This window comes from Vibrio albus, from assembly GCF_003144035.1.
Classification (GTDB): Bacteria; Pseudomonadota; Gammaproteobacteria; order Enterobacterales; family Vibrionaceae; genus Vibrio; species Vibrio albus.
This window is the reverse complement of the sequence record NZ_QFWT01000010.1, coordinates 125,029-139,404: the sequence shown is the minus strand read 5'-3', so window position 1 is coordinate 139,404 and position 14,376 is coordinate 125,029. Positions and strand designations below refer to the sequence as shown.

Annotated in this window: 12 protein-coding genes; 6 read left to right on the top strand and 6 right to left on the bottom strand. The window is 44.2% G+C overall.

Annotated features, from left to right (window positions below):
• Positions 1–2 precede the first annotated feature (2 nt).
• Entirely contained in the window at positions 3–2,579 is a 2,577-nt protein-coding gene (locus tag DI392_RS16580) for a LuxQ periplasmic sensor domain-containing protein (protein WP_109320808.1), read from the top strand.
• Here the strand turns inward: DI392_RS16580 and DI392_RS16575 are convergent.
• Entirely contained in the window at positions 2,570–2,977 is a 408-nt protein-coding gene (locus DI392_RS16575) for a hypothetical protein (protein ID WP_109320807.1), read from the bottom strand. The two genes, DI392_RS16580 and DI392_RS16575, sit on opposite strands and share 10 nt — an antisense overlap.
• 32 nt (positions 2,978–3,009) lie before the next feature.
• A complete protein-coding gene (yccS, locus tag DI392_RS16570) occupies positions 3,010–5,190 on the bottom strand; it encodes a YccS family putative transporter (protein ID WP_109320806.1) in 2,181 nt (726 codons plus the stop codon).
• 192 nt (positions 5,191–5,382) lie between these two features.
• On the opposite strand from yccS, the gene helD reads away from it, so the two are divergent.
• Positions 5,383–7,452, top strand: a complete 2,070-nt coding sequence (gene helD / locus DI392_RS16565; RefSeq protein WP_109320805.1) for a DNA helicase IV — start codon at positions 5,383–5,385, stop codon at positions 7,450–7,452.
• Between the two features lie 62 nt (positions 7,453–7,514).
• On the opposite strand, the gene DI392_RS16560 is transcribed toward helD, so the two are convergent.
• Positions 7,515–7,970: a methylglyoxal synthase gene (locus tag DI392_RS16560; protein WP_109320804.1), complete on the bottom strand. Its 456-nt coding sequence runs from the start codon at positions 7,968–7,970 to the stop codon at positions 7,515–7,517.
• A gap of 245 nt (positions 7,971–8,215) precedes the next feature.
• On the opposite strand from DI392_RS16560, the gene DI392_RS16555 reads away from it, so the two are divergent.
• On the top strand, positions 8,216–8,815 hold the full coding sequence (locus DI392_RS16555; protein WP_109320803.1) for a beta-phosphoglucomutase family hydrolase: 600 nt from the start codon (positions 8,216–8,218) through the stop codon (positions 8,813–8,815).
• A 119-nt stretch (positions 8,816–8,934) separates the two neighbouring features.
• Here DI392_RS16555 and bamJ read toward each other — a convergent pair whose 3' ends face one another.
• Complete coding sequence (bamJ, locus tag DI392_RS16550; protein ID WP_109320802.1) at positions 8,935–9,408, bottom strand: BamJ family beta-barrel-assembly machinery protein; 474 nt, start codon at positions 9,406–9,408, stop codon at positions 8,935–8,937.
• A 238-nt stretch (positions 9,409–9,646) separates the two neighbouring features.
• Between bamJ and DI392_RS16545 the strand changes: the two genes are divergently transcribed.
• Entirely contained in the window at positions 9,647–10,291 is a 645-nt protein-coding gene (locus tag DI392_RS16545; protein ID WP_181388452.1) for an OmpA family protein, read from the top strand.
• Positions 10,292–10,344: 53 nt separating this feature from the next.
• Here DI392_RS16545 and DI392_RS16540 read toward each other — a convergent pair whose 3' ends face one another.
• Entirely contained in the window at positions 10,345–12,093 is a 1,749-nt protein-coding gene (locus DI392_RS16540) for a formate--tetrahydrofolate ligase (protein ID WP_109320800.1), read from the bottom strand.
• Between the two features lie 164 nt (positions 12,094–12,257).
• Positions 12,258–12,728, bottom strand: a complete 471-nt coding sequence (locus DI392_RS16535; protein ID WP_109320799.1) for a CreA family protein — start codon at positions 12,726–12,728, stop codon at positions 12,258–12,260.
• 293 nt (positions 12,729–13,021) lie between these two features.
• Here DI392_RS16535 and DI392_RS16530 point away from each other — a divergent pair, with 293 nt between their 5' ends.
• Positions 13,022–13,558 (top strand): flavodoxin, encoded by a 537-nt coding sequence (locus DI392_RS16530; RefSeq protein WP_109320798.1) that lies wholly within the window; start codon positions 13,022–13,024, stop codon positions 13,556–13,558.
• Between the two features lie 133 nt (positions 13,559–13,691).
• On the top strand, positions 13,692–14,372 hold the full coding sequence (locus DI392_RS16525) for an HAD-IA family hydrolase (RefSeq protein WP_109320797.1): 681 nt from the start codon (positions 13,692–13,694) through the stop codon (positions 14,370–14,372).
• Positions 14,373–14,376: the final 4 nt, after the last annotated feature.

The following is a 14,376-nucleotide window of genomic DNA, read 5'->3' as shown; positions in this document are numbered from 1 at the left end:
CAATGAATAAGAAAACAATAAAAAGTAAAAATTCGTTGGCGAACTTAAGTCTTCGATTGGTTTTTCTTGTCTTCAGCATACTGACTGCGTTGATTCTGCTTTTTAACTACCAAATCTCAGCCAAAGCCGTGAATCAGGAAGTGCTGAGAAATATGCAGCAAACCTCTAGTCTTTTACAACACTTATTTGATACCCACTTATCGAATGGTAAAAATTTACAGAACAATTTGGCGAATAGCGTTACTTTGCAGCAACACTTAGAAAAACAGGAAGAGGCGCTGCTTGATAATTATTTCCTCAACCTGGAAAAATCAGACGAAAAAATGGTGTTTGACTTTGGTTTTATTACCAAGGGGCGACATACCGTGTGGAATGATGGTAACGCTCCTTTTTTTGGTATCCAAGAGACGCAACTTGAGTGGATAGCCAGAAGTATTGTGTTTAATAATCGATGGCATTTCATCAACCTTGATCTTGGTGAAGGCTCTGTATATATGTTAGCCCGGCGTGTTCCTGTCGTTGCCGAAGAAACAGGAGAGGTTCTCGGTCAGTTGTATGGTGCCATTGTATTAAACAATAATATTGAGTTATTGCATCAATTTGAAATTGCCAGTGGAGTCAACACGGCAATGCTACTCATTGGGGGGAAGCCTATTGCGTCAACGATAGAAAATCCCGAACAAATTTTATCTAACAATTTTCCGGAGGAGTCTCATGAGCCCTTTGGCGCTGAGTACCTCTATAATCAGATTGACCTGCGTATTGCCGGAGTAAAAACGCCAGTTTCGGTTTACACAACGGAAGATAATACGAACATTCTCTCTCTGGAACACAATTACCGGATAAGCTTGCTGTTTTACTTCATTTCTATATTACTGGCGGGATTTCTTGCCCGATACCTTATTCAGAAGCGGGTTGTTGGAGAGTTAGCGCCGTTGATGAAGTTCGCTCAGGGATGTCAGACTGATAAAAATGCGGGCACTTATTCCGGATCAGAAATAAAAGAGTTTAACCATATAGGCCGAACCCTTGAAAAAACCTTTAAGGATTTACGTGATAAAGAGCGTTCTTTTCAGGACTTATTTGATTTCTCTCTTTCTCCTATCATTGTGTGGGACTCTCATGGTGAAGTGGTCAGAATGAACTCAGCCTCAGATCGTGTTTTCGAAAAGAATGGTGAGTTTTCTAGTCGGGCCTTCCTTAATTTTCAGTCTGTTATTAAACCGCAACTTGACATGGTCAATGAAGGGGCCGTGATTACCGGTATGAATATTACTGTATTTGACACAGTTTACCGTTGGAACCTTTCTCCGATAGAGCTTGAAGATGGTGTGCATTCGATCATTGCTCAGGGGCAGGATATTACCACGCTGATTGAGGCAGAAAGACAAAGTAATCTGGCGCGCATAGAGGCAGAAAAATCAGCGAATGCGAGAGCTGATTTTCTGGCTAAAATGAGCCATGAAATAAGAACTCCCCTTAACGGTATACTGGGTATATCACAGTTATTAAAAAATCTGGAAACAGATTCGGATAAGATAGAGAAGATAGAAGTACTGTGTCAAAGCGGTGAGCACCTTCTCACGGTTCTTAATGATATTCTTGATTTTTCCCGGATGGAGCAGGGTAAATTTAATATTGTACTGAGTGATTTTAACTTCAGCTCGTTAGTCAGCTCTGTTGCGAATATTTACCGCCCGCTTTGTATGGAAAAGCACCTGAAATTTGAAATTGTCAATGAGGTTCCTGAAAATACTCATTTTCACAGTGATAAAGTAAGGCTCAATCAGATCATATATAACTTATTGAGCAATGCCGTAAAATTTACTCATCGGGGAAGTATATCGCTACGCTTTGAATTGCCGGATTTGGAAGCCTATTCCGGTGACCAGCCGATCAGACATCTGAGTATTAACGTTCAGGATTCGGGGATCGGTATTTCTTCAGCGAAGCTAGACACAATTTTTGAACCCTTTGAGCAGTCGGAAAAAACCACAACGCGTGAATATGGTGGTAGCGGGCTTGGTTTAACCATTGTTAAGCACCTTGTTGCTCTTCTTGGCGGGAAAGTTTCGGTGAAAAGCCTGGTTGGCTCCGGCTCTCAGTTTATGGTGTCAATACCAGTACAGGTGGTGAGCCCACACAATATTCAGTCGGGCATTATCCGGAAAGAGGACTTGTCAGAGCTATTTGAACAGCAGGTCTCTTTATTATTGGTTGAAGATAATAAAACGAATGCATTTATCGCTAAAGCATTTTGTGAAAAATACAATATGCAAGTGGATTGGGCAGAAGACGGGTTGAGTGCGCTGGAAAAAATTAAAACATCTCAGTACGACGTTATTTTTATGGATAACCAGATGCCAAATCTTGATGGTATTGAAGCAACAAAAATTATTCGCGAACAATTAAAGGTAAATACTCCAATTTTTGCCTGTACAGCAGACGGCTATGAAGAGACCAGAGACAAGTTCCTCGAAGCAGGCGCAGATTACGTTATTGTTAAGCCATTAAGGGAAAAAAATCTATTTGAAGCATTTTCTTATCTGAAAACCAGGCTGGAACCTGATCAGACATGAGTATCCAGCATTGTTCCGACAATATCGTTAGAGCGCTGAACGACATTCGCGCCGATCTGATTATAGGTTTGTGCCTGATTGAGCTGAAGTAGAGAATCCACTTGTGATTGGGAGATCTCTTTGGGAGCGGATACGGGGGCATCTTCCGACTTGTCTGCCTGATTGAACCCCATTCCCTGCTCTGCACCTGAATTACTTCTGGTGGCAGAATTTGGATCATTTTGCCGGGTGAGCTGTTCTTCTTCAGCCCGCTGGTTGGCTATTCGTTCTTCCTGCTGCTTCTGTTCAAAGGGGTTATTATTTCCCGTGCGCTGTGCAATATCCTGAGCCGCCTGATTTGACAGGGACTGGGATTGTTGCATCAGGGAATAGCCAGACTGCACTGAAGATATAGCCATATTTATAAACTCCGCTACTACTTAGTACAAGCCTAATCTGTTTTGGCTGTTTTTTCAACAGATGTAGAGGCCAGTTTATCGGCCAGTTTATGTAGTTCAGGCATCATCCGGTAGATAAGATGCAGTTGTTGGAGAATCATCCGGGCCGAGTTTTCATCGGCTTCCCGCCACTGAGATAAACGTTTTTCTACGGTGAGTTCGTCAATATCAGGTGCACAATGCTCACATTGGTTAGTCAGTTGCTGGTTCAATATGGTCAGATGCTGGTGGATCATCCGGTGTGCATCAAGGATCAACTTATGAACGGATTGACTATCCAATTGCTTTCGGTGAGCTCCAAGGGCCGAAATATAACTTAGCAGAGCATGATTCAGGGTCAGAAAACGAAAGCTATCTTCTTCAGAAGCCCTGTGTCTTCCGGGTTCTGCCAGCATATTGGTGATAATGGAGCTTAAATCGGCACTACTGTCATGGGCATTACGGCGAGCAACACGGTAGTTGAGGTCGTCTTTTTTCCCTAATCGGTACTGACCAATAATTTGGGCAAGGTACTGTTGGTTATCTTCCACGGACTTTGCCATTGCTTTGTTTAGTTTGCTGGAATGCCAGTCAGGGAGAAGCAGGGTCACAGCGCCTACAGCCAAAAGGCAGCCGACGAGGGTATCGAAGAGGCGCGGCAGGATCACTGCGTAACCTTCACCAATCTGGTGGAAGCTGAACAGGACCAGAATCGTAATAAACGCGGTGGCATAGCTATAGTTGTTTTCTTTAAAAGCAAAAAAGGCGACACCGGAAATAACGATGAAAAACAACTGGCTGCTTTGTGACGGAAACAGAGTCAGCAACAAGCCACCTAATAATAATCCGGCAACAGTGCCGCCAATACGCGAAATCAGTTTTTGTCTGGTGGCGCTGTAGTTAGGCTGACACACAAACAAAACCGTCAGGAGGATCCAGTATCCACGGTTCACCTGCATAAACTCTATGACGGCAAATCCGGCAACCAGAGCAAGTGACACTCTTATTGCGTGCCTAAGCAGCGGGGAACTCAGTCTGAAATTTGAACGGATTTTCTGCCACATTGCTTTCAGGCTGTTTGGTGTAGTATCACTAAGCTCATCATCTTCGATAACATCGATAACATCAGGATTACTGACATTCGATAGCAGTTTTTCAACAGTCAATAAATTTTCGAACAGGTAGTGGAGTTGTACCAGAAGATCTTTCCATTCTGGACGGTCTTGCTGTTCAAGATGCTGGATAGATTTCTGTAACTCATCCATTGCCATTGTGGAGGCAGTATTGTGGCTATATTGTCTGCCTTCCCGGATTGAATCGGCAATGGCTTTACATGATTCAGATTGCAACTCCATTAAATGTTTAAAGCGAAACATTACATCATAGCGGTTAAAAGCTTTCGCTAGTTCCTGATAACGATAATGGGTAGAGTTGACCCGTTCGTGAATATCCTGAGCCAGAAAGTAGATTTTTAAAAAGCGATCCGTTGGCCCGTCTACCCGGCCTCGTTTAGAACGGGAAAGAAACCTGGCTTTGCTCTGGTTGAGAGCCGCTACGGTTTTTGCGTTTAAATTGGCTTCCTGAATACGGTATGGCTGGGGAACCAGGTCGGAAACCGGATGAAGGAGTTTTCGTTTGGTATCCATATAGATTGCCAACTGCTCAAACACACGAGCAAGATTGTCCTGGACGGGTTTCAGTGGCCACAGTGCATACCAGATCAATGAAAGGAAGTAATACCAGATGGCCCCACCCAGTAACAGGAAGGGCTGATACCAGAGGTGTACACTTTCATCAGCACCCAGCATGGTATAAATGGCAATAAGTAATGACCCGAAAGCAATGGTCGCATAGCGCGGGCCAATGGCTCCCAGCATAATAAAGCCAAATGAAGAAGAGAAGAGACCCAAAGCGAACAAAGCCGGCTCCCCAAACAACGCTTCAACAGAAAAAGTTGCAATGGCAAAGCAGATAAGGGTCAGCCCCTGAGCTTTGAGCTTACCACTGAGATTGTCATCCGTTTCTGTAAGGGCTGCCGCAATGACCCCAAGTATCAGTGGTGTGATCGGGGCAAACTGATTCAGATACCAACAGGGTATAATGACACCAGCGAATGACAGAAGAATAAGCCCGCTGTGATTGAATGTGCGTATTGGGCTTACCGCTTTTTTGGCCCAATGTCTGAAGGTAAACATAACAATTTGCTCAAATTATTTAAAGAAAAGACAAGGTTATACAGTATTCTATAGTTCAGTCAGGCTGAGTATGATACGGTACTTTGTCATTAATGATTTTAAGTGATTTATAGGCGTTTATAATGAACGTTGTATCTAAAGGTCACCTGTTTATAAGATGTTACTTTATAAAGAATTATAGTGGAAGAGATGATGCAGATCAGGGCGGGAAAAATGGCCCGGTTTTTTATTCAGGATGAATACAGTCAGATTCATCTTGAGGAAGACCGCCTTATACTAACGTCTGCAATCAGGGAAGTTCGTATCCCTTTCTCTGTGTGGAGTGGCAAAGTTACTCTGGAAAGAGGTTGTGTTTGGGGAAGCTTAACGTTTTACTCGTTTGCTCATGATAATCAGGTTGAGGCCTGGGTCGTGCAGGGGCTTCCCTGGAAAGCTCTGCGACAGTTTGTCCGCATGGCTTTACTTCGTTATCAGGAATGGGATGCCGAGCAGTGCAGACAGATCCGCCATCAGCTCCCTGAGTGGAAAAAATCCCTGTTTATGCTTATTCACCAGCCTTCTTTCCTTGCTGATTCGGAAGTAAACCGATGGGCAGATAGTGTGGAGGAAGGGCTTAAAGCAATCAATATCAGCCTGGAAGAAGCGGAGCAAAGGTACCCTGATGAGCTGAAAGATATTTCACTATGGCGTCGAGAGCCGGAGATTCAGGCAAAAGAAAGAAACCGGTGCTGGGTTGACCAGGAATGTCATAACTGGGAAGTATTGTTTGCACAGGTTGAATCTTCACCGCTTAATCCGTCTCAACAAAAAGCAGTATTGCTTAATAATGATCATAACCTGATCCTGGCCGGAGCGGGGTCGGGGAAAACCAGTGTGTTAACCGCCCGCGTTGCTTATCTCTTACAAAGCCATATGGCTCAGGCTGATGAATTGTTAATGGTCGCGTTTGGTAAAGACGCCGCGCAGGAGATGCAACAAAGACTACAAAATAAAGTCGGTATGGCTTCCGATGCGGTCAGTGTAAATACATTCCATCAGCTTGGTTTAAGAATTCTGAATCAGGTCGAGGAGCAACCAGTCGTTATTTCTCCGTTGGCAACGGATAACAAGAAAAAACAGTTTTGGTGTTCGCAATGGCTGAAACAGCACTGGTCTCAGCAGAACAATTTCAAACGTTGGCAGAAACACCTTTCTCAGTGGCCGATAGCGTATCTGAAAGGGGATGATGAGCTGGGAAGCCAGAGTGAAAATCCCAAACTGGTTGCCTGGCTGGGGCAACAGTTAGATATGCTGTGTATGCTGCACGAGAAGAAAAAAGTGTTGCAGGAAAAGCTGGTTAATCACCCTGAATACTCAAGGTTAAATAGTGAACTGGCACTGGTCTGGCCGTGTTATCAGGCATGGCAATCCATGCTTAAAGATGACAATCAAATAGATTTTCATACCATGATTACCCGGGCGACCCAATATGTAAACCGAGGGCGTTTCAAGGTTCCGTGGAAGTTTATCATGGTCGACGAATATCAGGACATTTCGCCTGATCGGCTGGCGCTTATTGAAGCTATTTGTGAGCAACGGAAAGGTGAGCAGCAGACTTCCCTGTTTGCTGTAGGTGATGACTGGCAGGCCATTTACCAGTTCGCCGGTTCCGATGTTGATTTGATTACGGGATTTTCTCAACGTTACCCTTGCTCTTCTATTCACTATCTGGATACCACTTACCGGTTTAACAGTCAGATAGGTGCTGTGGCTAATGGTTTTATTGCGAGGAATCCAGACCAGTTACCAAAAGATCTGAACAGTTTCAGGCAGCAGAAACAAAAAGCCGTGTTTATTCTTCCTGTCAGGAGTATCGAACGCGAATTACATGATCTGAATAAGAAAGTGAAGTCGAAGAAGTCGGTGCTCCTTTTGGGAAGAAATCACTACCATAGACCTGAATTGTTAAGTGACTGGCAGGAAGCGTACCTTCAGCTCGATATCATCTTCATGACGTGCCATGCAAGTAAAGGGAAAGAAGCGGATTATGTGTTTATTCTGAGTGTAGACGATGGGCATTTTCCAGCCAAAGAAAGACAGCGTCATCTGGATTCTGTTTTATCGGCTTCTTCAGAAACCTTCCCTCACGCCGAAGAGCGACGCCTGTTCTATGTTGCCCTCACCAGGGCTAAAGAAAAAGTATGGGTAACACACGGAGGGCATCCATCGACTTTTGTTCAGGAACTCATTGCCGGGGATTACCCTACAGCGAAAAAAAGGTAAAACAGGCTAACCTGTTTTACCTTTCATTTATAATTTCTATTGTCTGCCGGGTTAAGCCTGACTTACACCCTTTCTGCGAGATACCTGTCGTAATCCGGAATTTCAATATCGACGTCTTTACTCATCAGTGATGATTCAAACAAAAAGTTTGCAGACGCTCGGTTTACGGCAACGGGGATATTCCATACGCTGGCAATACGAAGCAAAGCTTTAACATCAGGATCATGGGGAACCGCATTGAGTGGATCCCAGAAAAAGACTAATACGTCGATTTGTTTTTCTGATATTAACGCCCCGAGCTGTTGGTCGCCTCCCATAGGTCCGCTAATCATACTTTTTATAGCCAGGCCGGTTTGCTTGCTAAGCATGGCTCCGGTGGTTCCTGTGGCATAAAGGAAATGGCCTTGCAACTTCTCTTTATTCTCTTGTACCCAGCGAAGCAGGTCTGGCTTACAAGAGTCATGTGCTACAAGAGCAATGTGTTTATGTGCGGGCATGGTACGGGTTGTTTGATGCATTATTTTTCTTCCATTTTTTATATATCAATTCCAGCAACGCTCTCACTAGGGTAGGAGTAAAATTGCCAGTAAATTAAGGGAGTTGATAACTAATTTTCCATTACTATATCTGGATTATACAGAAATTAATGGTCAGAGCATCTCTAATAAACAACTCCCTTATATGATACAGTTGACGCTATAAGTTTTAGTGGTAACGTTTTCCGCTCAAGGCAATTCATTGCAACGAAAGGAGCTAATGTAGTATGAATCTTGATCTTTCAAAATATAAGGGTTTGATTTTTGATATGGATGGTACCTTGATTGATACCATGCCGGCGCATTTAGATGCGTGGGAGCGGACGGCTCAGAAGTTCAATATTCCTTATGACCGTGAATGGATTCATGGAATGGGAGGGATGCCCAGCCCTGAGATTACGTTAGAAATTAATGAAAGGTATGGACTGGAGCTTGACCCAAAAATAGTCGCTACTTATAAGATGCAGTGTTTTGATGAAATTGAATATCATGGCGATATTATCGCGCACACATTTCAGGTCCTGAAAAGTGCTCAGGGTTTGTTTCGGACGGCTATAGGGACAGGAAGCCAGAGAAACAATGCGATGAGGCTTCTGGAAGAAAGAGATCTGCTGCCTCTCTTACAGGCAATTGTGACAGCGACAGACGTCACAAAATATAAACCTAACCCGGATACATTCCTTTTGGCTGCTGAAAAATTAAGTCTTTCACCAGAGTTGTGTGCTGTATTTGAAGATACAGAATTGGGTAAGCAGGCTGCCCACGCGGCAGGTATGGACTGTTTTCTTGTTGTCGGAGAAAGCTTTGAGTTTCATCCTAAGCCATAGAGTTTCACTTAAAGCTATAAAAGAGCAGGTTCACCTCGGATATCGCTATATAGAGCCCAGGTATTGTCGTATATATAAGGATTTTTCCAATACCTGAGCCTTGCAATATGGTTATAGAGTTACTGAATTTCCAGTAGTTCTACGTCAAAAATAAGTACCGCTGCCGGTGGGATAGGGCCTGAACCTCCCTTCCCGTATCCGAGGTCACTTGGTATAAATAAACGGACTTTTTCGCCTGTCACCATGTTCTGCACACCTTCCTGCCAGCCTTTAATCACCTGATTAAGGCCAAAAGTGATGGGTTCACCACGTTGTACTGAGCTATCGAATACCGTCCCATTAATGAGCGTTCCATGATAATGCACGGTAACTTTGCTTGTCGGGGTAGGGTGTTCGGTTCCTGTTCCTTTCTCCAGTACCAAATATTGAAGGCCACTGTCGGTAGTAATAACACCTTCTTTCTGACCATTTTCCAGCAAGAAAGCCTGACCTTCCGCGTAGTTTTTTTCTGCTGCTTTATAATTATTCCAGGCCCGGTAAATAAAAAAACCAGCCAGAATAATCAGAAGAAGGATATAAAGAGGTTTCGACACGATGTCATCCTTGGTAATAATGATAGAAGTAGCGTCTGATTTTACCGCCTAAGCCGTCAGGTATAAAGTCATGATATTAGAAAGTATATGTCCGGATGTGTGTCAGTATACCTGGGTGTGATATTTTCCGCAGATTCCTGTGTCGGGCAGCTTACTGGGTGAATTCTGGTAAAGAAAAACGGAAAAAGGCCGATAGTGTAGTATCAGGTTTAGTGCGGGACAGTTAATGGTTATTCTCATGAAAAAATACGCTGGTGTGTTGATAGTTGCCTTAGTCGGAATGATTACATTAAGTGGATGTCAGTCCCTGATGAGAAATAGTATGTTGGATACTGCTCCCAAGAACGAGTTTCAGGTAAGGAATCCAGAATGGGGCGAGCCTCAGGAGGCTCCTGTGGTGAATAGGGAGATCGTGGCCCCGACGTCGTATGTTGAAGGTCCTTATGGTGAAAAGCGTAGCGATACAGAGGATGAGTTGGTGTATTTCTTAAATCAGTTAGGCATTGCCCATCAGGTTGTGCCGGGAAATCACCTGATGGTAAAAATTAAAAAGAAAATACAATTTGATACAGGTTCGGCTTATGTGTCTGCGAACTCCAGAAAGTGGTTGAACCAAATTGGTCAATTTCTGGCAAGGCATGAGTCGGTGAATATTGTTATTGATGGGCATACAGACAGCACAGGTAAGAAAACGCTGAATGATAAGCTCTCTCAGAATCGTGCTGCTCAGGTAAAAGAACAGTTCTTAAAGCAGCACGTACCGTCCGGTTCCGTATACACCCGTGGGTATGGCGAATACATGCCAGAGTGTTCTAACCGTTCAGAAAGTGGTAAAGCCTGTAATCGACGAGCTGAACTGACTTTGATTATTGACCGGTACTAGGGCGTGCCCCTGGGGATTACTGATCAACACAGAGGCCGCCCATTCGGGCTGGTTTAGCTCAGCCCGATAACATGACCTTTTTCATCAATATCCAAATTCATAAACGCCGGTTTCTCGGGCAGACCTGGCATGGTCATGACATTTCCACACAGTGCATAAATAAATCCGGCACCCGCACAAAGTTTCAACTCCCTTATATAGACATCAAAATCGTTGGGTGCGCCTTTGATACTGGCATCTGTTGAGATAGAAAGCGGTGTCTTTGCCATGCACACGGCAAGGTGATCAAACCCATGTTGCTTAAAGTTTTCAAGCTGGTTTCTGGCGATGTCAGACAGAATAACTTGTTTCGCACCATAGCCTACTTCAGCGACCGCCATCAGCTTTTCTTCCAGTGGCTGAGCCAGTTGATAAAGTGGAGAAAACGAAAGTGGCGTGTTACAAGCTTGTATGACTTTTTCAGCCAGAGCTACCGCGCCTTCACCACCTTTGGCATGTGCTTCACTGACGGCAACCGAGACTGGGTAATCGAGTTGCTGAATCATGTTTGTCAGCTGCTGCAGTTCTTGTTCGGAGTCTTGTGGAAAGCGGTTAATGGCGACCACCGCAGGAACCCCATAGCGAGTAACATTGCGAATATGCCATTTAAGATTCTCAAAGCCGGCTTGTAATGCTTTGTCATCATCATTAAAGAGTGAATCCGGAAGGGGCTGACCGGGACGAAGATCGTATAGGCCTGAGTTCGCTTTTAGCCCTCTAAGTGTTGCTACAATCACGGCACAATCAGGCTTTTTACCTGAAACATTTGACTTTATATTACAGGCTTTTTCAAAGCCCATATCCGATCCAAAGCCACCTTCTGTCACGGTATAGTCAGCAAGTTTTAATGCCAGTCTATCGGCAATGATGGACGAATTACCATGAGCAATATTGGCAAATGGACCTGAATGAATAAGAGTCGGCACTCCTTCCAGCGTCTGCATCATGGTTGGTTCAATAGCATCTTTCATAGTAACGGTCATGGCTCCTGCAACCTGGAGATCTTCAGCGGTCACCGCTTCACCATCGAGATTATAAGCGAGGACAATATTTCCAATCCGCTTACGCAAATCCTGCAGATCCCGGGCAAGAGCAAGAATAGCCATAAGTTCAGAGGCGGCTGAAATATCAAAGCCTTCCTCTCTTTTAAAGCCATTAACCGTTTTCCCTTCACTGTTTTTGCCAATGGTGACCATGCGCAGCGCACGATCGTTGTGATCCATCACCCGTCGCCAGAGAATATTGTTACTATCAATACGTAATGCGCGTAAGCCGGTTCTTGCTTCGAAATCCTGATAGCCGCTCTTTTGTTCATGAAAAATACGGGCATCAATAGCCGCTGCTGCTAGGTTATGGGCGGCGGTTACTGCATGGATATCACCGGTAAGATGCAGGTTGAGTTCTTCCATTGGGGCAACCTGACTGTAGCCGCCTCCCGCAGCTCCGCCTTTAACGCCAAATACCGGGCCCATCGACGGTTGACGTATGCAAGCCATGACAGACTGATTTAAGCGTGATAACCCCTGAGCCAGTCCGATAGTGGTCACTGTTTTACCCTCGCCAAGAGGCGTCGGGGTGATGGCGGTCAGCAGAATGAGTTTGCCGTCTTTGTTTTCCTGCAAGCGTTCTAAGCTATCCAGAGAGACTTTTGCTTTATGAGGTCCGTGGGAAGTGACCTCACTTTTCTCTAATCCTGCCTGGTCAGCAATGGTTTCGATATGCTGTAGTGTTGCCTTACGGCAGATTTGAATATCAGTAAGCATTATTACTCCGGCCTCACCTAAATACGCGTGGTTTTCATGTGGCAAACGTTTGCGTAAGGATAATACCGTGCAATTGTGCTTTGTAAAGGATTTTCAGTAGCAGGGTTTACCGGAAATAATGGTACTGGCAGTTTAATCCTTGCTAGTACCATTAAAATAAAGAGTTATTGTTTGTTTTTGTCGCTATTATAGGCGCTGGTACCCCACAAAGGCACCGTTGACAGGCTGTGTTTATAGCTTCCGGACGTTTCTTTGGTCGAATAAGAAAGGTACATCAGTGTCTGTGAGCCTGCATCGTAAATCCGGCGTATTTTCATTGTCTTGAAGAAAATACTTTTGGACTTTTTAAAGACAATTTCACCATCCTTGGACTTATCAATGACGGCTATCATATCCGCAGTAATGTCACCGGTCTGACGGCAGGCAATAGAAGAATCACTCGGGTCTGATAAGTCCAGGTTGGCTTCTATACTGGCAACATGGCAGGTAACGCCAGGAATGAGAGGATCGGTCAGCACATTCAGTTTGATGTCCTTGGTTGTAAATACCCCTAAACTGACATCGCCGACTTCATTGTTATCACAGGCGGAAAGTACGAGTGCCAGCATAGGTAAAACAAACAGTTGCTTCTTCATAATGAATATCTCTTGAGAACAGTTACAGTCAATTTATCATATACTCCAGGTATAAAGAAAAGGCTATTTCTGCCGATATAATAAAGGACTTCAGCTCAATTCGCGAAAAAAGGTCAGGACTTAATGAGAATAAGGTTTCCTTTAAAATCAGTACTGTTAGTATTGCTTATCACATTGATAACCGCGTGCAGCTCCGATCCTGCATCCATGATCTGTACACCTGTTTCATGTGATATATGGGGGTACTAACTGAGTATCACCGTGATGTAAAACAGAGAAGGTGTGCTGGTGAAATGGAATTACTTCCAGAAATTGTTAAGAAAAAGAATGAATGGCTTATCAGTCAGGTTGAAGTGCAGTATCCGACGCAAGAAAGTCTGAAAGGGCGAGACCTGTATGTTGAGCTCGAGAAAAACAAACGGTATTCCCACCTTGAAACGCTAGCGTTTGACGCCAATCCTCTGTCTTCATTTGTAGATGAACTGTATCTGATCGATTTTCACCGGTTAACCGTGATGTTTTCAGTACTCCAGGCATCGCAATGGGCCGAAGAACAGGAAAGGGCTTATGTGCTCGAGTTTTTCTCACAGATCATTTTAAGTGAGGAGTGCCGGCTTTATATTGGATTTATAGATACAAGCCCTGTCGCTTGCGCGATTGTGACTCAGCAAGGTGAAGAAATTCTCATTTCAGATGTCGTTGTTGATGCCGAATACGCAAAAAGTGCTGATATATCGTCAACGACTTCATTTAACCTGCCGTTTGTAAAACAATTAGTCGATTTTCTTAACATCGATAGAGCAAATGGTACGATTTGGGTTGAGAAATAAACCGTTTTTTGGTGATCAAGTCTTAAGTTTTCTCCTTATCTGCATGATGAGCTTATCACATTACTGCTTCAGCTCTTCCTCATGGTTATTTCCGGCATAAGATAAATATTATGACTAATAACGGACTTAGCCTATGGATACGGGAAAAGTAAAATGTATCATCTTTGATTGTGACGGTACTTTAATCGATAGCGAGCGCTGTTGTCTTGATGCGTTATACTATGTGTTTAGTCGTTTTAGTGACAATGTCACTAAAGATGATTTGGTTGCCAATTTTCAAGGTGGAAAGCTCGCGGATATCCTGACACAAACGTGCGAGCGGTTGGATATTCATGTGTCATTGGATATTTTGGAACCTCTTTATCGCGAGCGTATCCAGACTCTGCTGCAATCGGACTTAAAACCCGTCGATGGGGTTCCGGAGGTTATCCGTCAGTTGAAGGAGAGGGGCGTCGCAGTCTGTGTCGTATCCAATAGTCCTAAACGGAAAATGGAGTTTCTTCTTGATCTAACTGGTTTGCTTGAAGAATTCAGGGGGGCTCTGTTTTCAGCTTTTGATGCAAACAGTTGGAAGCCCGACCCCGATCTGCTTTTGTATACTGCGATGAATATGGCGGTATTGCCTCAGGAATGCATATACATAGATGATACCCCTCTGGGTGTAGAGGCTGGAGTTGGTGCCAGCATGCGGACTTACCACTTCAGGGCCAATGCCTATAGCCCTAAAGCTAATTTGTCCGCCGTCCAGGAAATTTCTGACATTCGTCAAATCCTGTCTGTTATTGCTGATGAGAGGGAGCCATCTACACCCTGACTGC